This is a genomic window from Pseudomonas sp. ABa2 (genome assembly GCF_056676075.1).
This window is the reverse complement of the sequence record NZ_CM155239.1, coordinates 2,406,852-2,427,604: the sequence shown is the minus strand read 5'-3', so window position 1 is coordinate 2,427,604 and position 20,753 is coordinate 2,406,852. Positions and strand designations below refer to the sequence as shown.

The following is a 20,753-nucleotide window of genomic DNA, read 5'->3' as shown; positions in this document are numbered from 1 at the left end:
GTGGCCATCCTGCCAGGCTTCAGCATCGGTTCGCCCGCCGGCGGGGTCAACAACCCCTACGTGACCGACGACATTGACCTGTTCGAGGATCAGCCCTGGCCATTCGGGCCCTCACTGGCCGGCGCGGCGCCGATTCAGGATGTCACCAGCCACTTGCCCGTGTCGGCTGCGCCGCGAGTGCTGGAGGGTTTCATCGCCTACAGCTACCAGCACGACTTCTATCACCGCATCCATATTTCCCGGTCCCAGCTCGACCTGGGCAACGTGGTTTCCACCCAGATAACGCCAGTGAATGTCTGGAACGCCTATCTGGTCGATCGCACCTTGGTCGCGATCAGCGGGTTAGATGAGGGCATCGAGCTGGCTGGCCAGCCTGAGCCGCCCTTTGTTTTCGAGCCCCTGCAGGAGCGCGAGTGGCTGGTTTCCGTCACGCCGGACGGCGTGCCTGTGCTCGACACTGCCCTGGAGTGGCAGTTCGATAATGGCGCCACGGCCCGCTTGCGCATTACTGCCAACCGCATAATCGCCTGGACGTTCGTGCCGGACTGGGGCGACGGCGTGCGCGAGCGCCTGATATTCGCTACCGACATCCTGCAGAGCGAATCGGGAGTCTCGCAGCGTCGGCAGCTGCGCCTGGCGCCGCGGCGCGAGTTCCAGGCGTCGATGTTCGCTGAGGGTCGCGAGCGTCAGTTGCTCGACCTGGCGCTGGCCGGTTGGGGCGATCGCCTTTGGGCGCTGCCTATCTGGCCTGATGTGCAGTTGCTAGCCGTTGGTGTTCCTGCAGACGGCGTGTTCATTCCGTGCCAGACCGAACACCTGGACTTCCGAGCGGGTGGCCTGGCGTTGCTGCGGGCCGAGGATGCCTTTACTTACGAGACCGTGGAGGTCGAAGGGGTATCGCCTCTCGGTCTGGACTTGGCCCGCGCCACTCAGAAGACTTGGCCGCCCGGTACCCGGTTGTACCCAGCCCGCACCGCCCAGCTCATCGAGCCGCCTCCGCTGACCAAGCTGACCGATCAACTGATCGAGGCGCAGGTTCGCTTCCTGATCATGGAGGCGTGCGAGTGGCCGGCGCTGATGCCGGCGTCGACATATCGCGGTCGACCTGTGTGGGATCGCCGCCCTGACGATAGCCAGGATCTGACGTTGGCAGCCGAGCGGCTGATGTCGACGCTGGACAGTGGCCTGGGCCTGCCGCGCTTCACCGACACCGCACGGAGGGCGTTCGCGCTACTCGGCCAGCGCTGGCTCGACCAGGGTCGCGCTGAGCGGGCTGCTTTGCGCAGCTTCATCTACGCCATGTGCGGTAGGCAGAAAGTAGTGTGGGTGCCAACCCACATGGCAGACCTGACGCTGGTTGCGACGGTCTCCAGTGTCGCGGCCACCATCGACGTCGCCAACATCGGCTACGCGCGGTTCAGCGGAGGGCGCCCTGGCCGCCGTGACATCCGTATCGAGCTGTACGGCGGCGCGGTGTTCTTCCGGCGGGTACTCGCTGCCGCGGAGGTTGATGCCGATGTTGAGCAGCTAGTGCTCGATGCCGCCTTGGGGCAGGTGGTCGAACCGGACCAGGTGGCGCGCATTAGTTGGATGGTACTGTGCCGCTTCGAGAGTGACACCCAGGAGCTGGAGCACATGACAGACAGCCTGGGCGTTGCCAGCTGGGCAACGACCTTCCGCGAGGAGCGCGATGATGAGTTTTGACAGCCGTGAGCAGTCTCTCGCCGCCGGCGCGCCTGTGCGCCTCTATGAGTTCCGCCGGGGGGTGTGGCGCTGGCTCTACAACAGCAGCGATCGCAATCTCACTGTCGGGCCCCAGGTATACCTGGCGCTGCCAGGAGGCATCAGCGACGGCGGCATCCGCCAGAGCGGCGTGGCGCGGCAGGATGACTTCGTCATCACCGCCCCGGCCGACCTGGAGGTCGCTCAGCTGTTTCGTAATAGCCGGCCGAGTGCCGAGATCGCTCTGATCGTGAGCGACATGCACATGGGCGACGGCCAGGTGGTGGCGCGTTACACCGGCACCATCGCCAGCGTGCGCTGGCCGACGCTGGATAGCTGCCGCATTACCTGCCAGGACATCGACGCCAGCATGGAGCGGCCGGGCCTGGTGGACACTTACAGCCGCACCTGCACGACCACGCTCTACTCGAAGTGGTGCGGGGTCGATCGCAACCTGCACCGTGTGGAATCCGTCATCGATGCAATGGCCGGCAGGACTATTACCTGTGCGGGGATCGATGCCTACCCGGACGGACGTTTCGCCGGCGGTTACGTCGAATGGCCGATCGGCAATGGCGAGTTCGATACGCGCACCATCGAGACTCACGCCGGCGAAGTACTCACCCTGATGGGCGGCACCTTCGGCCTGGCGCCTGGCATGGCGGTGCGGGTGTATCCGGGGTGCGACTTCCTCCCCGGCACCTGCAATGACGTCTACGACAACCTGCCCAACTTCCGGGGCACCAACGCTATGGACGGCGTCTCACCTTTTGACGGCGACCAGGTGTTCTGACCATGTGGTTACAAGTTGCGATCCTCGTCGCGTCGTATCTGCTCAGCGCCGCGAACCAGCCGAAACCGGCAAAGCCGAAGCCGGCGGCGTTCTCTTCGTTCGACTTCCCGCGCTGCGAGGAAGGCTCCGAGAAGACAGTGCTGTTCGGCCAGCGCTGGACGAAGAGCTGGATGGTGCTCTCGGTGCGAAACCAGCGCAGCGAGGCCATCAAGAGCAGTGGAGGCAAGAAGTGAGCGGGCGTTTGATCGTCACCATCGAGCACCTTTATACGGTGCCGACCTGGACAGGTCGCGTCGGCTACTGTGGGCAGAAGTCGCGCGAGTTCTTCGCGGTGCAGGGCTGGGACTGGCTGGACTTCGTGCAGAACGGGATCGATGCCGATCGCCTGACGGCCACGGGCAACGCCCTGGCCATTCACCTGGTGGCGCACGCGCGGGGCGTAGAGGAGGCTCGACATGGGCAGCAGTAGTAAGAAGTCGGTGATTGTCGGATTCCGGTACTCCTTCGATATCCACTTCGGCCTCGGCAAAGCCATGGACGGTCTGCTAGCTATCCGAGCTGCCGGCAAGACCGCCTGGACAGGCTTGGTCACCAGCAACTCGCGCATTCACATCAGCGCGCCAAATCTGTTCGGTGGCGACAAGGGCGAAGGCGGCATCGACGGCGACCTGGATGTGATGTTTGGCGAGGAGGATCAGGCAGTGAACAGCTCGCTGGCAGCCGCCCTCGGTGGGCTGGTGCCGGCGTTCAGAGGCTTCTGCGGCGGATTCTTTTCGGGGCTGATCACTTCCATTAACCCGTATCCCAAGCCCTGGGAGATCCTGCGGTGGCGAGCGCTCAAGGGGTGGGATGGCGATGTCTGGTACCCGTCCACCTGCCAGATCACCTTGGCCGGTGGCCAGGTGCGGGCGATGAACCCGGCGCACATCCTCTACGAGACCTATACCAATGCGGACTGGGCGCGCGGTCTGGATCGGACGATGCTCGATGACGCCGCCTTCAGGGCGGCGGCGCTGCAGCTGTACAACGAGGGCTTCGGCCTGTGCCTGGAATGGGAACGCTCCGGCTCGCTGGCCGAGCTGCGCGACCTGGTCTGCGACCACATCGGTGCCTACGCCGGCCCTGATCGGCGCACCGGACTGATCACCCTCAAGCTGTTCCGCGACGACTACGACCCTGAGGATCTGCCGCTGTTCGATGAAGACAGCGGTCTGCTTGCTATCGAGGAAGACGAAGCCAGCAGCCAGCTGGTCGCACCGAGCCAGTTATTCGTCGAGTTCGATGACGCCATCACCGGCGAGAAGCGGCGTGCTCGAGCGGTTAACCCGGCCGTGGCCCAGGCCCAGGGCGGGCCTGCAGCTGAGGTCGTCAGCTATCCCGGCCTGCCGACCGCCGAGCTGGCCGGGCGTGTGGCGAGTCGTGATATGCGGGTTAAGGCGAGCAACCTGCGCAAGTTCAAGGTGCGTCTCGACCGGCGTGGCTGGGTGCTCGGACCTGGCGATGCCTTCCGGGTTCGCTCGCTCAAGCGCGGCATCGAGCAGATCATCCTACGCGCGGGGCGGATCGAGGACGGTACGCTGAGCAGCGGCGCCATTACCGTCACCGGCCTTGAGGACGTGTTCGGCCTCCCGGCCAACTCGTTCGTCGCGGTCCCGCCCAGTGGTTACGTCCCACCAGACCGTACACCGCAGCCGGTGGCTATACGCCGTCTGGTCGAGGCACCGTATCGGGAACTGGCCGGGATCGTCGATCCGGCGAACCTGGAGCTGCTCAATGCCAACACCAGTGCCGCCTATGTGTTCAGCGCAGCCGTTCGGCCCTCGGGCCTGTCGCTCAGCTATACCTTGTTGACTAGGGTTGGTTCCTCCGGGGCTTTCACCGAGCGCGACACCGCATCCTGGTGCCCGACGGGAACCCTGGCTGCCGTCCTGGAGCCTGGCGCTACCGGTGCTTTACTCGGCAACCTCATAGGCGGACAGGACGTCCAGCTGGGTACTGCGGCACTCGTCGGCGACGAAATCTGTCGGGTTGACGCGATTGATGCGGAGACGGGCGCTGTGACCTTCGGCCGGGGCTGTGCTGATACCGTGCCTGCGCGGCATGTGGTGGGTACGCGAGTCTGGTTCTACGACGGCAATGAAGGCCAGGATGGAACCGAGTACGCCAGCGGGCTGACCATCCAGGCGCGGCTTCTGACCAACACGAGCCAGGGCCAGTTGGCGCAAGGGTCTGCCAGCACGGACAGCCTGGTCCTACAGGGGCGTCAGGGCAGGCCCTATCCTCCAGGCCTACTCAAGATCAATGGAACAGCCTATCCGGCCGAGGTAGAGGGCAACATCACTGCCACCTGGGCCCATCGTGACCGGATTTCTCAGGCCGACCAGTTGATTGATACCACGCTGGGCAGCATTGGGTCTGAAGCGAGTGTTACATACACCTGCAGGCTCCTTCGGGCAGATACGAACGCGGTCTTGCTGAGTCAGACAGGTATCACTGGCACGTCATGCAACTTTGTCCCTGACTACGGAACCTATGCCGGGCTGATGAAGTTAGAGCTTTGGTCGGTGCGAGGCTCCTTGGCCAGTACCCAGATGCATGTGCACGAGTTCGAGGCTGGGCCGGTCGAGGGTATGCAGGAACTCAGCGTTGTTAACACCAGCATCCAACCTCCGAGTGGTACTGCTTCGTCGATCTCGCGCCTTATCCAAAGCAGCACGGCGATCGGTGACTTAATGCTGGCCTTCGTGATGCACTTCGGCCCGCTTACGACTGTTCCCGCCGGCTGGGTGCTGGTCACCTCTGTTACAGGCGCGAATGATCGTCTGTCCGTCTACAAGAAGATCGCCGAGGCGGGTGACCCTGGCGCCAGCAGAACCTGGGCCATGAGCGTGTCCTCAAGGTTCAGTGTCCATTACGTGGTGTTGAGGGGAACGGTGACGCTAGATGTTGTTGCGTTTAACGGCGAGGTCAGCTCTGCAGGCGTCTCCAACGATCCCACTCCGATCGCGGCGGTGGCAGCAACTGCGGTTGGCCAGGTGGTGCTCAACACAGCCTGTCAATTGGCGAACACATCCGTGCCGTCCAGCTTCACAGTGTCTGCTCCCTGGACACTGCGTACGAACGCCTCCTCGGCCACTCAGGCCAATCGGCATGGCGTGGCGACTCTGACTGCCGGTGATTTGACCCCGGTCGAAGGGGAATGGACGCCTAGCCCAGCGAACGCATCAAGTTCCTGGGCGAGCATATCGGTGGTGGTTGGGTACGCGGGGACGTAATCGGCAATTCCTTTGCCGCATGTGAAACGCTAGGCTTGCCGTGATTATCGCGCACAAGCCTGCGTTTTTTCGCGCGGCGCTACAACTTGACCTCAGGAGAGGAAGCCGCCGTCGACGTTGAGCGCCACGCCGGTGGTGTAGCTGGACGCTGCGCTGGCCAGGTACAGCACCGCGCCGGCCATCTCGCTGGGATCGGCCACGCGCTTGAGCGGAATACGCTGCAGCGCCATGTTGAGAATGGCGTCGTTCTTGGTCAGTGCCGAGGCGAACTTGGTGTCGGTCAGGCCAGGCAGCAGGGCGTTGCAGCGGATGCCGAACTGCGCGCACTCCTTGGCGAACACCTTGGTCATGCTGATCACCGCGGCCTTGGTCACCGAGTAGATGCCCTGGAACTCGCCGGGCGAGACGCCGTTGATCGAGGCGACGTTGATGATCGAGCCGCCGCCACCCGCCTTCATCAGCTTGCCGCCTTCGATGGACATGAAGTAGTAGCCGCGGATATTCACATCGACGGTCTTCTGGAAGGCGCCGAGGTCGGTATCCAGCACGTTGCAGAACTGCGGGTTGGTGGCGGCGTTGTTGACCAGGATGTCGAGACGGCCGAACTGTTCCTTGATCTGTGCGAAGACGCTGGCGATCTGCTCCATCTCGCCGATGTGGCAGGCGATGGCAGTGGCCTTGCCGCCCTCGGCCACGATGGCGTCGGCCACGGCTTGGCAGCCTTCGAGCTTGCGGCTGGAGACGATCACGTGCGCGCCTTGCTGGGCCAGCAGCTTGGCGATGGCCTCGCCAATGCCGCGGCTGGCGCCGGAAACGAAGGCGATCTTGCCGTCGAGGTCGAACAGTTGGGTCTTGGACATTGTGATTACCCCGGGGTTAGAGAGTGGATTTGCCGATGACCTGCAGGCTCATCTGTTCCAGCAGCTTGTTCATCTGAATGAACTGGGCGAAACGCTTGTCCTGGGTCTGGCCATGGTAAAAGCGGTAGTAGATCTGCTGGACGATGCCGGCCAGGCGGAATAGGCCGTACACGTAGTAGAAATCGAAGTTGTCGATGCGGATGCCGGCGCGCTCGGCGTAGTAGTCGACGAACTCGCGGCGGGTCAGCATGCCCGGCGCGTTGCTCGGCTGGCGGCGCATCAGCTGCACGGGGGGCGGGTCGTTCGCCTCGATCCAGTAGGCCAGGGTGTTGCCCAGGTCCATCAGCGGGTCGCCGATGGTGGTCATTTCCCAGTCGAGCACGCCGATGATCTGCATCGGGTTGTTCGGGTCGAGGATGACGTTGTCGAAGCGGTAGTCGTTGTGCACGATGCCCGGCTTGTGGTGGTCGGCCGGCATCTTGTCGCGCAGCCAGGCCTTGACCGGCTCCCAGGTGGGCGCATCGGGGGTCAGGGCCTTCTCGTAACGGCTGATCCAGCCGCCGATCTGGCGCTCCACATAGCCTTCCGGCTTGCCCAGGTCGCCGAGACCGCAGGCGTTGTAGTTGACGTTGTGCAGCTCGACCAGCTTGTCGATAAAGCTCTTGCACAGCGCGCGGGTCTGCTCGGGCGAGAAGTTCAGCTCGGTCGGCATCTCCGAGCGCAGGATGATGCCCTTGACCCGTTCCATCACGTAGAACTCGGCGCCGATCACCGACTCGTCGGTGCAGTGCACGTAGGCCTTGGGGCAGTACGGGAAACCGGCATTGAGCTGGTTGAGGATGCGGTACTCGCGGCCCATGTCGTGCGCCGACTTGGCCTTGTGGCCGAATGGCGGGCGGCGCAGGACGAACTCCTGCTGCGGATACTCGATCAGGTAGGTCAGGTTCGAGGCGCCGCCGGGGAACTGGCTGATCTTCGCTGCGCCGCTCAGGCCGGGAATATGGGCCTTGAGATAGGCGTCGATGACGGCGGCGTCGAGCTCTTCGCCTGCGCGGATGCGGGTGGATTGGTCGGTGAGCGCCATGCTTATCCCTTCTACTTATGATGGGTGCCCTAGATAATTGGCTAATCTAATGCTGCACCCGAACCGTCACAAGCAATACGCGCCGTTATAGGCGGGCGTGTTGCACCACAATCAAGCTGCCTGATTCGCCCGCAGGCGGCGGCTGCGCATAAAAAAAACCGGAGCCCAAGGACTCCGGTTTCGTCTGTGTCACGGTCAGCCTAGACGCTTAGACCGGGAACAGTTCGCCCAGCTTCATCGCCAGCATCATGTCGCCTTCGGCGCGCAGCTTGCCGGCCATGAAGGCCTGCATGCCGTCGGTTTCGCCGCTGGTGATGCCCTTGAGGGTTTCGCTGTCCATGATCAGGGTCACGTTGGCGTTCGGGTTGTCGCCTTGCTCGACGGCGCAGGTGCCGTCCTTGACGATCAGCGCGTAGTTCTCGCCGTCTTCGATATTGAACTGGAACACCAGATCCAGGCCGGCGGCGGCGCTGGCGTTGAACTTGGATTGCATGGTTTGGACGATGTCAGCAACGCTCATGGTCTTATCCTTTTTTCAGGTTTTTCGCGCAGCCTCGCGGCCGCAGTGGGCCAAAACTCATCGGTAGGTGATGAGCTCCGGCGCCTTCAGCAGCTGCAGATGCACATGGCTGTTGAAGGAAGCCAGACTCACCTCGCGGCCGCGGAACTTCAGCTGGCTGAGCGAGGTGTTGACGATTTGCCAATTCAGTTCGAAGGCCTTGTCCGCCGGTACGCCGGTGATCAGCCGGAGCAGGGCGGTGATGGTGCCGCCGGAGGTGAACACGGCGATGTTCTGTTTGCTCCGGGCCTGCTCGAGGATGCGGGCCAGGCCGCCTTCAACCTGCTCGACGTAGGCCTGCCAGCTCTGCAGACCGGGCTGCTCGTACTCGCCGCAAACCCAGCGGGCGATCAACTTGGAGAACAGGCGCTGGAACTCGGCACGGTTCTGCGCGCCGTTACGCAGGATATGCAGGGCCTCGGGTTCTTCGGGCAGGATGCCCGGGAGCAGGGCGCGGATCACCGCATCGGCGTCGAACTCGTTGAAGGCCGCGTCGATGTCCAGCGGCGGGGCGTCGCTCATGCGCTGCAACGCGGCATTGGCGGTATGCTGCTGGCGGCGCAGGCTGCCGCTGACGCAGCGATCGAAGACGATGCCGAGCTGATTCAGGTGCTCGCCCAATACTTCGGCCTGGCGCACGCCGGTGGCAGACAGGACATCGTAGTCGTCCGCGCCGAATGAGGCCTGGCCATGTCGAATCAGGTAAATGCTGCCCACGTCCGTTTCGGTCCCGGCGCGTTGAAAGTTCCGCGAGGGTATGAGGAAGCTCAGGGGCTGTCAACGAAAAAACATACGCTTGTTTGAATCCGCTGTGCGGTGCCCGTCGACCTTCGTCGCGCTTGGCCGCCGGCCGATGGCGCCGGTATGCTTGAGCCTTTGCGCGCCTCGGCGCCGCCGCATTGTCCAAGGGGGATCTGTGGAGTTTCTTAGCGAGTACGTCGGTTTTCTGGCGAAAACCCTGACCCTGGTGGTCGCCATCGTCCTGGTGCTGGCGGCGGTCGCCGCTACGCGCGGCAAGGGCCGGCGCAGCAGCGGCCAGTTGCAGGTGCACAAGCTCAACGACTTCTACAAAGACCTGCGCGAGCGCCTGGAGCACAGCGTGCTGCACAAGGACCAGCTCAAGGCCGCGCGCAAGGCCGAGGCCAAGGCGGCCAAACGGGAGAAGAAGCACCCGCCGAGCAAGCCGCGGGTGTTTGTGCTGGACTTCGACGGCGATATCAAGGCCTCGGCCACCGATCATCTGCGCCATGAGGTGACCGCGCTGCTGTCGCTGGCCAAGGCCTCGGACGAGGTGGTGCTGCGCCTGGAAAGCGGCGGCGGTATGGTGCACAGCTATGGCCTGGCTTCCTCGCAGCTGGTGCGCATTCGCGAGGCCGGCATCCCGCTCACCGTCTGCGTCGACAAGGTGGCTGCCAGCGGCGGCTACATGATGGCCTGCATCGGCCAGAAGATTCTCGCCGCGCCGTTCGCCATCCTCGGTTCCATCGGCGTAGTGGCACAGCTGCCCAACGTGCATCGCCTGCTGAAGAAGCACGACATCGATTTCGAGGTGCTCACCGCCGGCGAGTACAAGCGCACCCTGACCGTGTTCGGCGAGAACACCGAAAAAGGCCGGGAGAAGTTCCAGGAAGACCTGGAAACCACCCATGAGCTGTTCAAGGGCTTCGTCGCCCGTTACCGCCCGCAACTGGATATCGACGCCATCGCCACCGGCGAGGTCTGGCTGGGCCTGTCCGCCCAGGAGCGCCTGCTGGTGGACGAACTGAAGACCAGCGACCAGTACCTGGCCGGGCGCGCCGCCGAGGCCGAGCTGTTCCACCTGCATTTCGCCCACAAGAAGAGCCTTCAGGAGCGTGTGGGGCTGGCTGCCAGCATGGCCCTGGACCGCTTCGCGCTGACCTGGCTGAGCAGACTCAATCAGCAGCGCTTCTGGTAAGAGCACGCCACCGAACAACGACAAGAGGAGAAGGTGATGACTGAATTCAAGGCCTTGCTGGTCAGCGAAGGCGCCGATGGCGGTTTTCAACGCCAGGTGGTGGCGCGGCGGATCGAGGAGCTGCCCGCTGGCGAGCTGCTGATCCGCGTGCGCTATTCCTCGCTCAATTACAAGGACGCGCTGTCGGCCAGCGGCAACCGTGGCGTCACCAAAGCCTATCCGCACACGCCGGGCATCGACGCTGCCGGCGTGGTGGAGGCGTCCGCCGTCGCCGAGTTCGCCCCCGGCGACGAGGTGATAGTCACCGGTTACGACCTGGGCATGAACACCGCCGGCGGTTTCGGCCAGTACATTCGCGTACCGGCGGCCTGGGCGATCAAGCGTCCGCAGGGCCTGTCCCTGCGCGAGGCGATGATCCTCGGCACCGCCGGCCTCACCGCCGCCCTGTGCGTGGACAAGCTGGAGCAGGCCGGCGTCACCCCCGAGGCTGGCACTGCGCTGGTTACCGGCGCCACCGGCGGGGTCGGCAGTATCGCCGTGGTGCTGTTGAAGGCGCTGGGCTACCGGGTCGCGGCCGCCACCGGCAAGGCCGAGCAGGGCGAATTCCTGCGTGGTCTCGGCGCCGACGAGATCGTCAGCCGCGAAGAGCTGCTGCAGGGCGTCGAACGGCCATTGCTCAAGGAGCGCTGGGCGGCGGCGGTGGACACCGTGGGCGGCGACATCCTGTTCAATGTGGTCAAGTCCCTACGCCATAGCGGCAGCGTGGCGTGCTGCGGGCTGACCGCCGGCGTCGGCTTCCAGGCCAGCGTGCTGCCGTTCATCCTGCGCGGGGTCAACCTGCTTGGCGTGGATTCCGTTGAGCTGCCGCTGGTGGTCAAGGCGTCGATGTGGGACAAGCTGTCGCTGCAGTGGAAGCTCGATCTCTCGGCGTTGTGCCAGGAAGTCGCCCTGCAAGAGTTGCCGGCGGCCATCGAGCGGATACTCGCCGGCGGCATGGTCGGCCGCGTGCTGGTGCGGCTGGATTGAGCGAGAGGCCCGCCTTCGACGGGCCTCTGCGTTTCACGCCCGGCTGACGTACATGGTGATTTCCGCGCGAAACACCGGCTTGTCGCCGACATAGGCCAGCACCGGCACCTTGATGTCGCCGAGCTGGCTCCAGTCCAGCGCACTGCCGTCGGCCACGGCGCGGATATCGCCGTCGGCCTTGGCCAGGTACTCCACCGTCATGCCCTTGGGAATCCAGCGACAGCCGGCCGGGATCGAGGCGTCGGTCATGCTGCCGGCGGCCAGCTCGGCGGCGTTGCACAGGGCGATGGCGTGCACCGTGCCGATATGGTTGAGCACTTCGCGACGCTTGGGGAAGGTCAGCTCGGCATAGCCGGGGCGCAGCTCGACCATCTGCGGGGCGATGCTGGCGAAGTAGGGGGCGACCTGGCCGATCAGTGCGCTGAACTGCGCCGGGCCGGCTTGCTGGAACATCTGCAACATCTGACTCATGACTGTCTCCTGCGGGTTTGCGATTGAAGATGAGCGCGCGCCAGGGCAGTATACGAACGTTAGAAAATAATTCTAGAAAAATATTCTAGTCATCAGGGAGTGGCATGGCCCGTCCATCGCGTAAAGACGAGATTCTCCAGGCCGCGCTGGCCTGTTTCACCGAGCAGGGCGTCGATGCCACCACCATCGAGATGATCCGCGACCGTTCCGGCGCCAGCATCGGCAGCCTGTATCACCACTTCGGCAACAAGGAGCGCATCATCGGTGCCTTGTACCTGGCCGGCACCGCGCAGTACGCCGAACGGCTCGAGCACGGCTTCGCCAAGGCAGGCAGCGCCGAGGCCTGCGTCAAGCTGCTGGTGACCAGCTATATCGATTGGGTGGTGGCCAATCCGGACTGGGCGCGCTTCATCCTGCACAGTCGCGGTCGGGTCGAGGCAGGGGAAATGGGCGAGGCGCTGCGCGAGGCCAATCGCCTGCACTTCGCGCGGATTCTCGCGGCACTGGCTGAGTACCGCCAGCAGGGGCTGTTCAGGGCCATGGCCGACGACTGCTTCGCTGCGGTGGTGATCGGCCCGAGCCAGGATCTGGCCCGCAACTGGTTGGCCGGCCGCAGCCAGAGCGAGCTGGGGGCGTGTCGCGAACTCCTGGCGCAGATCGCCTGGGAGTCGGTGCGGGCGAGTTCCTAGGTGCAGGGAAGCAGGATCTTGCCGGTAGCCCGGCCGTAATTCGGGGTGCGCCGTCGCGCATTCGCGGAGTGCAGCTGCGCCACATCAACGCAAAAGCCCCGCCAGTAGCGGGGCTTTTGCGTACAAGCGGCGACGATCAGGCGCGGCGGCGGAACAGCGGTTGCGGCTGGTCGGCCGAGGCCTGGTAGACCTCGCTATAGTCCTCGAAGGCCTTGAGCGCGTCGTACGGGTCCTTGTCCGCGCGCAGGGCGAAGGCATCGAAGCCGACGCGGCGCAGGGCGAACAGCTGGTCGCGCAGCACGTCGCCGATCGCGCGCACTTCGCCTGTGTAGCCGTAGCGAGTGCGCAGCAGGTAGGCGCTGGAGGAATGGCGACCGTCGGTGAAGGCCGGGAAGTCCAGGGCGATCACCTGGAAATGCGCGAGATCGTCGGCGATTTCCTCGACTTCGTCGCCGGCTTCCAGCCACACGCCCAGGCCGCCATCGCGGGCCTTCAGCGCATGGGCGTGCTCGCGCCACAGCGCCAGTGGGACGATGATGTCGTCGCAGTTGGGGATGGCGTCGAGCGTCACGTCCTTGGCCAGCAGGTGCCAGGTTTCGTCGATTACCTGGCCGTTCTTAATGATTCGCTGCATAGACGCGCTCCTTGAACGGGTCGATACCGATGCGGCGGTAGGTATCGAGGAAGCTTTCTTCTTCGGTGCGTTGCTCGACGTAGACCTTGATGATCTTGTCGATCACGTCCGGCATGTCGTCCTGAGCGAAGGACGGGCCGAGAATCTGCGCCAGGCTGGCTTCGCGGCCGGCGCTGCCACCCAGCGAGACCTGGTAGAACTCCTGGCCTTTCTTGTCCACACCGAGGATGCCGATATGGCCGACGTGGTGGTGACCGCAGGCGTTCATGCAGCCGGAGATGTTCAGGTCGATATCGCCGATGTCGAACAGGTAGTCGAGATCGTCGAAACGACGCTGAATGGCTTCGGCCACCGGGATCGACTTGGCGTTGGCCAGCGAGCAGAAATCGCCACCCGGGCAGCAGATGATGTCGGTCAGCAGGCCCACGTTGGGCGTGGCGAAGCCTTGCTCGCGCAGCTCGCCCCACAGGGTCAGCAGCTGACGCTGCTCGACGTCGGCGAGGATGATGTTCTGGTTGTGGCTGTTGCGCACTTCACCGAAGGCGTAGCGATCGGCCAGGTCGGCGATGGCATCGAGCTGCTTGTCGGTGACGTCGCCTGGCGCGGTGCCGGTGGGCTTGAGCGACAGGGTCACGGCGACGTAGCCGGGTTTCTTGTGGGCGAAGGTGTTGCGCTGGCGCCAGCGGGCGAAGCCCGGGTGCTCGGCGTCCTGCTGGGCGAGCAGGGCGTCTTCGTCGTTCAGAGCCTGATAGGCCGGGTCGACGAAGTGGCCGGCAACGCGCGCCACTTCGGCTTCGGTCAGGGTGCTCGGGCCATCCTTGAGGTGCGCCCATTCGGCGTTCACCCGCTCGGCGAATACCTCGGGGGTCAGCGCCTTGACCAGGATCTTGATGCGCGCCTTGTACTTGTTGTCGCGACGGCCGTAGCGGTTGTACACGCGCAGGATGGCGTCGAGATAGCTGATCAGGTGCTGCCAGGGCAGGAATTCGTTGATGAAGCTGCCGACGATCGGGGTACGGCCCAGGCCGCCGCCGACGGAAACGCGGAAGCCCAGCTCGCCGGCTGCGTTCTTCACCGCTTCCAGGCCGATGTCATGCACCTCGATGGCGGCGCGGTCGCTGACGGCGCCGTTGACCGCAATCTTGAACTTGCGCGGCAGGTGGCTGAACTCGGGGTGGAACGTCGACCACTGGCGGATGATCTCGCACCAGGGGCGCGGATCGACGATCTCGTCCTTGGCCACGCCGGCGAACTGATCGGTGGTGGTGTTGCGGATGCAGTTGCCGCTGGTCTGGATCGCGTGCATCTGCACGGTGGCCAGCTCGGCGAGAATCTCCGGCACGTCTTCCAGGTCCGGCCAGTTGAACTGCACGTTCTGCCGGGTGCTGATGTGCGCGTAACCCTTGTCGTAGTCGCGAGCGATCTTGGCCATCATGCGCACCTGTGCCGAGGACATCAGGCCGTAGGGCACGGCGATGCGCAGCATGGGCGCGAAACGCTGGATATACAGACCGTTCTGCAGGCGCAGCGGGCGGAATTCCTCGCCGCTCAGCTCTCCGGAGAGGTAGCGGCGGGTTTGATCGCGGAACTGCTTGACGCGATCCTCGACGATCTTCTGATCGTACTGGTCATATACGTACATGAAGGGTCCTGTTGTCAGGCTACTACTGCCAATCAGCGCGCACGGCCGCGCACTCCCCACGGAGCCGGGGCACGATACCAGCTCAGCTTTATGCGTAAAAGTGATGTTTGAGTATATAAACAGAACTATGAGCAATAAGAGCGCGACGGAACATAACCTGAGGGCTTGAGCCCTGGCTCGGGCTGGTCTTAACTGCAGGGCGTGTCACCCATAAGCACAAGAACAAGGGGGAGTCATGCACGACCATAGCGAAATGGAAAAAACCGACAGCCGCGTCGACGCCTGGGCCATCTTCAGCCTGATCCTGATTGCCGTGGCCACGGCGGTGTTCTGGGTCAGCGGTCAGTAGCACCCGCGCCGGCATACAGGCCGACCCGCCACCGCGATCGGCCTTTTTGCGCTTATGCCCTTATACTGCGCCCGGTTATTGGGAGGGGCGTCGTGATCAGGTGGGTGCTGGGGCTGTTGGCCATGTTGGCCTGGTGCGTTGCCGAGGCGCAGGGGCGACCGCTTTCCGTGGTGTTTCTCAACCCCGGCCATGCCGCCGAGCCGTTCTGGGCCGATTATTCGCACTATATGCAGGACGCCGCTGGCGATCTGGGCATCGACCTGCGGGTGATCTACGGCGAGCGCGATACCGCACGCATTCTGCGCAACGCTCATGAGGTCCTGGAGCGGGGCGAGTTGCCCGACTACCTGATCTTCGTCAACGAGCAGTTCACCGGCCCGGAGATCCTGCGCCTGTTCGACGGCACCCAGGTGCGTCTGTTCGCCCTGCACAGCACCCTGACGCCGGAGCAGCAGGCGCTGGTCGGCGGCAGCCGCGAGCGCTATCGCCACTGGCTGGGCAGTCTGGTGCCCAACGACGAGGAAGCCGGCTACCTGATGGGGCGGGCGCTGATCGCCCTGGCCGGCGGTGAGCCGGCGCAGATGCTGGCGTTCACCGGCATCAAGCAGACGCCCTCGGCGACCCTGCGCATCGTCGGCCTGCAGCAAGCCCTGGCCGAGGCGCCGCATGTTCGCCTGCAGCAGGTGCTGTACGGCGAGTGGCGCCAGCAGCGCGCCTACGAGCAGTCGCTGGCCCTGTTGCCACGCTACCCGCAGCTGAGCCTGGTGTGGTCGGCCAACGACGAGATGGCCTTCGGCGTGATGCAGGCGGCCGCCGAGCAGGGGCGGCAGCTGCGCTACGCGGCGCTGAACAATTCCGCGCGGGTGCTGCAGGCGCGCGTCGACGGGCGCATCGAGGTGTTGGCCAGCGGACATTTCCTGCTCGGCGCCTGTGCCCTGGTGATGCTCCACGACCACGCCAAGGGGCTGGATTTCGCCGCGCGCGGCGGCAAGGATCAGGTGGCCAACCTGCTGCGCCTGGTCGATGACGAAGCTGCCGGACGTCTGATGCGGCGCCTCGAACAGGGCGACCTCGACCTGGACTTCCGCCAGTTCAGTGCCACTCGTCAGCCGCAGATGAGCCGTTACGCGTGCTCCATCGACAGCCTGCTGCGCTGATCAGCCGACCGCCAGGTGCAGCACCAGTTTCACCAGGGCCAGCAGCACCAGCACGAACAGCCCGGTGAACAGCAGCCCGAGGAGGATGAAGTGGCTGGGTTTGCCGCGGCTGAAGTCGCGGCTGCGATTCTTCCCGCTCTGCACCCCGAAGGCGGCGGCCAGCACGCTCTGCAGCATTTCCCAGAACGTCAGTGGCGGTGGCGGCGGTGGTTTGTCCGGTTCTTTCATGGGCGTTCTCCCGATCTTCCTCAAGCATAGTCGCTGTACCTGGCGAGGCCGAAACAGAGCGCCGCAGCCGCCGCCGGGGAAGACCTCGGGCGGACTCGCCAACGGATGGCAAACGGCTATAGTCAAGCACAGGAAGCCACTATAGGCAGGAGCGTTGTCCTTGATGCCCAGACCGTTACCCCGCGCGCTCGGCGAGGCACTCGGTTCGCTGGTTCGCCGCCATCTGCCGGATGCGCTGCGGCAACTGTGTCTGGCACTGGAACAGGCGCTGGCGGAGCAACGCTTGCGCGCCTTCTCCAACGAGGAGGCGCAGGCCTGCGAGCATTTCATGCGCCTGTGCCGCAACCAGCAGGGCCGCGCCATCGACAGCTGCCTGCAGCGCATCTGCGGCGGTCTGCTGGAGCGCCCGCTGCAGCCGGTGGCACTCGACAGCCGCAGTGAGTGGAGCCTGGTGGACGACGAGGAAGTCGACGACATGCTGCTCGCCCGGCGCCTGGTGCGCACCCTGCGCGAACACCTGGGCGTGCTGGAGTGGCGCGTGTGCGGCTGTTTCAACCAGTTGGTCGGTGAGCCCCTGGCCGATGCGGACAACCCCTTGTCGTTCGAGTTTCTCTTGCGTCAGTGGCAGGGCGAGCTGCGCCTGCGCAATCAGCCTGCCAGCGTGCGCGGTCTGTACCTCAGCGAGGCCGGGCGACTGCTGCCGGCGCTGTTGCAACCCTATATGCAGGCCCTGGCCGAACAGTTTGCCGCCCAGCGTATCGAGCCGCTCGGCGTCGAGCTGGCACCGCCGCGCCCCCAGCTCGCATCGCCGCCGCGCGCCGAGGCGAGGTCCGCCGCTTATCAGGCCATCCACCAACTGCGGCGCAGCAGCGCGGCGCCGCGCCAAGCCGTGGCGGACCAGGCGTCGAGCGGCCAGCCGGCCGAACTGCTGGGACGGCTGCGCGCCGAACCGACGCCGTCCGGCGGCTGGACGGCGCAGGCGCTGCTCGAACAGTTCCAGCAACAGGACTGCTCGCTCAGCCTGCGCCAACAGGAAGACACCCAGCTGGTGGGCGAGGTGTTCCAGCACCTGGGGCAGGACGCCGGCCTGGCGCCAGCGCTGAAACCGGCCATCGAGCGCCTGCTGCTGCCGGTGCTGCAGGCCACGTTGAAGGAACCGGCGGCCATCGCCGACAGCAGCCATCCGGTGCGCGCCACCCTGGATCGCCTGCTACGCCTGGGCGATCACTGCGAACCGGCCAATCCGGCGCTGGAGGCCCGCTTGCAGGGCCTGATCGAGCGAATCGTCGACGGCTACGACGGCGACAGCCAGAGTTTCGCCGCCCATGACGCCGAGCTGGACGAGCTGCTCGCCCAGCAGCAGCGCAGCTACCAGCAGAACGCCGAACGGGTCAAACAGCTGCACCGCGGCCAGGACACCCTCAAGCAGGCGCAGCAGGAAGTCGCCGGCGCACTGCGCGACCTGCATGGCGAGCGCGTGCCCAGGCTGCTGCTGGAATGGCTGGACGTCGGTTGGCGCGACCTGCTGGTGCACGAGCTGATCCGTATGGGCCGGCAGGACCTGACCTGGCGTCTGGACATGTCGCTCACCGGCATGCTCTGCAAGCGCCTCAACGAGCGTGCGCAGGGCCCGCTGGGGGGCGATGGCGAGGCCTACGCCAAGGAGGTCGAGCACCAGTTGCAGATTCTCAAGCGGCGCATGGAGGCCTTCGGCGCCGGCAGTTTTCAGTACGCCCCGGTGCTGGCCGGGCTGCGTCGGCAATTGCTCGGCGAGGAACCGGTGGCCATGGTCGCGCCGCCGAGCCTGGCGCTGGCCCGGCCGCCGTTGGCCGAAGAGCTGCAGCGTTGGGGCGAACGCCTGGAGCAGCTCAAGGAGGGCGCGCGCCTGCAAGACGCCAGCGGCCAGCTGCATCGCCTGGTGTGGAAGAACCCGGCGCTGGATCACTATGTGCTGGTCGACCGTCAGGGCCGCGAAAGCGGCAGGTACAGCGAGCGCGAGCTGGTCGCCGAACTGGCGGGCGGGCGGCTGCTGGTCGACGATGGCGCGCAGGACTCCGACAGCCTGGTGCAGCGCACCCTGCAGGACATAGTCGGGCGCCTGTACCGCGAGATCGCCCATGCGCGCAGCCACGACGAGCTGACCGGCCTGCACAACCGTCGTGCCTTCGAGTCGTCCCTGGCGCAAAGCCTGGCCAGCCGCGGCCGCCACGCCTTCCTCATGCTGCACGTCGACCAGTTCGCCCTGATCAACACCCACGCCGGCCCGCAGGCCGGCGACGCCTGCCTGAAACGGCTCTGCGAGCAGCTGCAACGCTGGCTGCCGCAGGCCAGCTGCCTGGCGCGGGTCGGCGGGGTGGATTTCGCCGCGGTGCTGCCGGGTTGTACCGAGGCCCAGGCGGCCGATCTGGCCGAGCAGCTGCGCCGCGAGGTGGAGAGCGAGGGCTTCACCTGGGAGGCGCGCAAGCACGGCATCACCCTCAGTGTCGGGGTGGTCGAGGCGGCCGAGCGGCACGATGTCACCAACCTGTTCTGCGACCTGCAGGCGGCCTGCAACGCGGCCAAGGAAGCCGGGCGCAACCGCGTGCACTGTTTCAGCATGGCCAGCGACGATGGGCGCATCGGCCTGCTGGCGATTGCCGCGCGGGTCGACGATATAGTCGAGCGCGAGGACCTGTCGCTGCGCGTACAGCAGATCGCGCCGACTGCCGAAGACGCCAGCGAGTTGCCGCACTACGAGCTGCTGCTGGTGATGCAGAACGAGCTGCTGCTGCAGGACTTCATCGCCGCCGCCGAACGCTACCACCGCATGAGCAAGGTGGATCGCTGGGTGCTGCGGCACATCTTTGCCGTGCTCGACCGCCACCCCAACCTGTGGCGGCGCTGCAGCGCGCTGTCGATCAACCTGTCCGGCAGCAGCCTGAACGACGACAAGCTGCTCGGTTTCATCGAGAGCCTGTTCGAGCGTTACCGGGTCGACCCCCGGCGCATCTGCTTCGAACTGACCGAGACCGCCGCGGTATCCAACCTGGCCAAGACCGCCGACCTGGTGCGCCATCTGCAGCGTGCCGGCTGCAGCTTCTCGATCGACGACTTCGGCGTCGGCTTCTCCAGCTACGACTACCTCAAGCGTCTGCCGGTGGACTACGTGAAGATCGACGGCAGCTTCGTCAAGGAGATCGAACGCTCGCCCAGCGATCTGGCCATGGTCCGCTCGATCAACGAGATCGCCCACGCCCTGGGGCGCCAGACCATCGCCGAGTACGTCGAGACCCCGGCCATCCGCGCGCGCCTGCTGGAGATGGGGGTCGACTACGTGCAGGGCTTCGGCGTGCAGAAGCCGGTGCACCTGGAAGACTGGCTCGGGGTGGCGGCGCTTTGACCCGTTTGCGGCGAATCGGGCAAGCTGCACGGTGCCCCTGAAACGATGCCCGCCATGTTCGACGACAATTTCCCTGACGACGCCGCGCAGACCGCGCGCACCCGCGAGACTGTCCTGCGCTATCACCTGAGCTGGAAGCAGCGCGACCTGGAGGCGGTGCTGGCGCTGTACCACCCGGACGTGGAGTACAACGACTTCTACCAGCAGCGCTGCATGCGCCTGGCCGAGCTGCGCGGCTATGTCGAAAGCAACCTGCCGCGCCACCCCGGCGAGGTGCTGGAGCATCTCGACCGCATCCGCATCGATGGCCACACCGCCTTCATCCAGTACCGCACCAGCCTGCAGGGCGGTGCGGGATTGGTGTCGTTCCGCACCGGCGAGGCGATCACCGTGCGCGACGGGCTGATCTGGCGCATCAACGAGTACGCCACCCTGGTGCGCGAGGCGAACCCTGCCAACCAGCCGGTCGGTGCGCGCCCGGCGATCAGCCGGCTGGGGTTGTCGCCCCGCCAGCTCGGCCAACTGGCGCAGGACCTGCAGGAGTATTTCCAGCGCAGCAAAGCCTTTCTCTATCCCGAGCTGAACCTGCAGCAGGTGGCGGCGGCCACCGGCTACAGCCGCAACCAGATCTCCCATCTGCTCAACCAGGTGCTCGGCGAGAGCTTCTACCGCTACGTCAGTCGCGCCCGCCTGCAGCACCTGCTCGCCGGTCTGGAGGCGGGCAGCGACCTCAAGCGCATCGACGAGCTGGCCTTCGCCGCCGGTTTCAACTCGCTGTCGGCCTTCTACAGCTGCTTCAAGCGGCATACCGGGCTGTCGCCGAAGGCCTATCTTAGAGGCCGTCCAGGATCTAGCGAGCTAGAGCCCGTTTTTAACGCAGCAGGGCCGACGCGCAGCAGATTCTAGGCGGGTTCTCTAGCAGATTTCCGCGCGGGTCCGCACGCAAGAC

19 protein-coding genes are annotated in these 20,753 nt (G+C 65.2%); 11 read left to right on the top strand and 8 right to left on the bottom strand.

The window, feature by feature from the left end:
* The 5 genes from AC1G9C_RS11820 to AC1G9C_RS11800 are packed head-to-tail and all read left to right on the top strand — an operon-like array spanning position 1 to position 5,790.
* Positions 1-1,704, top strand: coding sequence for a hypothetical protein (locus AC1G9C_RS11820; protein WP_480410282.1), 1,704 nt, complete (start codon positions 1-3; stop codon positions 1,702-1,704).
* Positions 1,694-2,515: a phage BR0599 family protein gene (locus AC1G9C_RS11815; protein ID WP_480410281.1), complete on the top strand. Its 822-nt coding sequence runs from the start codon at positions 1,694-1,696 to the stop codon at positions 2,513-2,515. Before AC1G9C_RS11820 ends, AC1G9C_RS11815 begins: the two co-directional genes overlap by 11 nt.
* A gap of 2 nt (positions 2,516-2,517) precedes the next feature.
* Complete coding sequence (locus tag AC1G9C_RS11810; RefSeq protein ID WP_480410280.1) at positions 2,518-2,748, top strand: hypothetical protein; 231 nt, start codon at positions 2,518-2,520, stop codon at positions 2,746-2,748.
* An 8-nt stretch (positions 2,749-2,756) separates the two neighbouring features.
* The gene (locus tag AC1G9C_RS11805; RefSeq protein WP_480410279.1) at positions 2,757-2,984 is read left to right on the top strand and encodes a hypothetical protein; all 228 of its coding nucleotides are present in this window, start codon (positions 2,757-2,759) and stop codon (positions 2,982-2,984) included.
* On the top strand, positions 2,971-5,790 hold the full coding sequence (locus AC1G9C_RS11800) for a hypothetical protein (protein ID WP_480410278.1): 2,820 nt from the start codon (positions 2,971-2,973) through the stop codon (positions 5,788-5,790). The genes AC1G9C_RS11805 and AC1G9C_RS11800 overlap by 14 nt, the downstream gene beginning before the upstream one ends.
* A 92-nt stretch (positions 5,791-5,882) precedes the next feature.
* On the opposite strand, the gene AC1G9C_RS11795 is transcribed toward AC1G9C_RS11800, so the two are convergent.
* From AC1G9C_RS11795 to AC1G9C_RS11780, 4 genes are all read right to left on the bottom strand, one after another.
* Entirely contained in the window at positions 5,883-6,650 is a 768-nt protein-coding gene (locus AC1G9C_RS11795) for an SDR family oxidoreductase (RefSeq protein WP_397498439.1), read from the bottom strand.
* A gap of 16 nt (positions 6,651-6,666) precedes the next feature.
* A complete protein-coding gene (locus tag AC1G9C_RS11790) occupies positions 6,667-7,734 on the bottom strand; it encodes a phosphotransferase family protein (RefSeq protein ID WP_480410277.1) in 1,068 nt (355 codons plus the stop codon).
* A gap of 208 nt (positions 7,735-7,942) precedes the next feature.
* Entirely contained in the window at positions 7,943-8,254 is a 312-nt protein-coding gene (locus tag AC1G9C_RS11785; RefSeq protein ID WP_003239871.1) for an SCP2 sterol-binding domain-containing protein, read from the bottom strand.
* Positions 8,255-8,311: 57 nt separating this feature from the next.
* Complete coding sequence (locus AC1G9C_RS11780; RefSeq protein ID WP_480410276.1) at positions 8,312-9,010, bottom strand: histidine phosphatase family protein; 699 nt, start codon at positions 9,008-9,010, stop codon at positions 8,312-8,314.
* A gap of 199 nt (positions 9,011-9,209) precedes the next feature.
* Between AC1G9C_RS11780 and sohB the strand changes: the two genes are divergently transcribed.
* Positions 9,210-10,229: a protease SohB gene (sohB, locus tag AC1G9C_RS11775; protein ID WP_480410275.1), complete on the top strand. Its 1,020-nt coding sequence runs from the start codon at positions 9,210-9,212 to the stop codon at positions 10,227-10,229.
* A gap of 36 nt (positions 10,230-10,265) precedes the next feature.
* On the top strand, positions 10,266-11,255 hold the full coding sequence (locus tag AC1G9C_RS11770; RefSeq protein WP_021443932.1) for a YhdH/YhfP family quinone oxidoreductase: 990 nt from the start codon (positions 10,266-10,268) through the stop codon (positions 11,253-11,255).
* 33 nt (positions 11,256-11,288) lie between these two features.
* Here AC1G9C_RS11770 and AC1G9C_RS11765 read toward each other — a convergent pair whose 3' ends face one another.
* Positions 11,289-11,726 carry a hotdog fold domain-containing protein gene (locus AC1G9C_RS11765; RefSeq protein WP_021443931.1) on the bottom strand — a complete coding sequence of 146 codons (438 nt, stop codon included), beginning with the start codon at positions 11,724-11,726 and terminating at the stop codon, positions 11,289-11,291.
* Between the two features lie 104 nt (positions 11,727-11,830).
* Between AC1G9C_RS11765 and AC1G9C_RS11760 the strand changes: the two genes are divergently transcribed.
* Positions 11,831-12,415, top strand: coding sequence for a TetR/AcrR family transcriptional regulator (locus tag AC1G9C_RS11760; RefSeq protein WP_021443930.1), 585 nt, complete (start codon positions 11,831-11,833; stop codon positions 12,413-12,415).
* 136 nt (positions 12,416-12,551) lie between these two features.
* Here the strand turns inward: AC1G9C_RS11760 and AC1G9C_RS11755 are convergent, their stop codons facing one another.
* Complete coding sequence (locus AC1G9C_RS11755) at positions 12,552-13,049, bottom strand: DUF934 domain-containing protein (RefSeq protein ID WP_021443929.1); 498 nt, start codon at positions 13,047-13,049, stop codon at positions 12,552-12,554.
* Positions 13,033-14,691 carry a nitrite/sulfite reductase gene (locus AC1G9C_RS11750; RefSeq protein ID WP_480410274.1) on the bottom strand — a complete coding sequence of 553 codons (1,659 nt, stop codon included), beginning with the start codon at positions 14,689-14,691 and terminating at the stop codon, positions 13,033-13,035. The genes AC1G9C_RS11755 and AC1G9C_RS11750 overlap by 17 nt, the downstream gene beginning before the upstream one ends.
* Positions 14,692-15,162: 471 nt before the next feature.
* Between AC1G9C_RS11750 and AC1G9C_RS11745 the strand changes: the two genes are divergently transcribed.
* On the top strand, positions 15,163-16,197 hold the full coding sequence (locus AC1G9C_RS11745; protein ID WP_480410407.1) for an ABC transporter substrate-binding protein: 1,035 nt from the start codon (positions 15,163-15,165) through the stop codon (positions 16,195-16,197).
* Here AC1G9C_RS11745 and AC1G9C_RS11740 read toward each other — a convergent pair whose 3' ends face one another.
* On the bottom strand, positions 16,198-16,425 hold the full coding sequence (locus tag AC1G9C_RS11740; RefSeq protein ID WP_457787307.1) for a DUF2970 domain-containing protein: 228 nt from the start codon (positions 16,423-16,425) through the stop codon (positions 16,198-16,200).
* Positions 16,426-16,588: 163 nt separating this feature from the next.
* Here AC1G9C_RS11740 and AC1G9C_RS11735 point away from each other — a divergent pair, with 163 nt between their 5' ends.
* Positions 16,589-19,804, top strand: a complete 3,216-nt coding sequence (locus AC1G9C_RS11735) for a DUF1631 family protein (RefSeq protein WP_480410273.1) — start codon at positions 16,589-16,591, stop codon at positions 19,802-19,804.
* A gap of 54 nt (positions 19,805-19,858) precedes the next feature.
* The gene (locus tag AC1G9C_RS11730; protein WP_480410272.1) at positions 19,859-20,710 is read left to right on the top strand and encodes an AraC family transcriptional regulator; all 852 of its coding nucleotides are present in this window, start codon (positions 19,859-19,861) and stop codon (positions 20,708-20,710) included.
* Positions 20,711-20,753 lie beyond the last annotated feature (43 nt).

Coding starts and splice junctions, on each gene's coding strand:
- AC1G9C_RS11815 (WP_480410281.1), top strand. CDS start 1,694: ATGAGTTTTGACAGCCGTGAGCAGTCTCTCGCCGCCGGCGCGCCTGTG.
- AC1G9C_RS11810 (WP_480410280.1), top strand. CDS start 2,518: ATGTGGTTACAAGTTGCGATCCTCGTCGCGTCGTATCTGCTCAGCGCC.
- AC1G9C_RS11800 (WP_480410278.1), top strand. CDS start 2,971: ATGGGCAGCAGTAGTAAGAAGTCGGTGATTGTCGGATTCCGGTACTCC.
- AC1G9C_RS11795 (WP_397498439.1), bottom strand. CDS start 6,650: ATGTCCAAGACCCAACTGTTCGACCTCGACGGCAAGATCGCCTTCGTT.
- AC1G9C_RS11790 (WP_480410277.1), bottom strand. CDS start 7,734: ATGGCGCTCACCGACCAATCCACCCGCATCCGCGCAGGCGAAGAGCTC.
- AC1G9C_RS11785 (WP_003239871.1), bottom strand. CDS start 8,254: ATGAGCGTTGCTGACATCGTCCAAACCATGCAATCCAAGTTCAACGCC.
- AC1G9C_RS11770 (WP_021443932.1), top strand. CDS start 10,266: ATGACTGAATTCAAGGCCTTGCTGGTCAGCGAAGGCGCCGATGGCGGT.
- AC1G9C_RS11765 (WP_021443931.1), bottom strand. CDS start 11,726: ATGAGTCAGATGTTGCAGATGTTCCAGCAAGCCGGCCCGGCGCAGTTC.
- AC1G9C_RS11760 (WP_021443930.1), top strand. CDS start 11,831: ATGGCCCGTCCATCGCGTAAAGACGAGATTCTCCAGGCCGCGCTGGCC.
- AC1G9C_RS11755 (WP_021443929.1), bottom strand. CDS start 13,049: ATGCAGCGAATCATTAAGAACGGCCAGGTAATCGACGAAACCTGGCAC.
- AC1G9C_RS11750 (WP_480410274.1), bottom strand. CDS start 14,691: ATGTACGTATATGACCAGTACGATCAGAAGATCGTCGAGGATCGCGTC.
- AC1G9C_RS11745 (WP_480410407.1), top strand. CDS start 15,163: ATGTTGGCCTGGTGCGTTGCCGAGGCGCAGGGGCGACCGCTTTCCGTG.
- AC1G9C_RS11740 (WP_457787307.1), bottom strand. CDS start 16,425: ATGAAAGAACCGGACAAACCACCGCCGCCACCGCCACTGACGTTCTGG.
- AC1G9C_RS11735 (WP_480410273.1), top strand. CDS start 16,589: ATGCCCAGACCGTTACCCCGCGCGCTCGGCGAGGCACTCGGTTCGCTG.
- AC1G9C_RS11730 (WP_480410272.1), top strand. CDS start 19,859: ATGTTCGACGACAATTTCCCTGACGACGCCGCGCAGACCGCGCGCACC.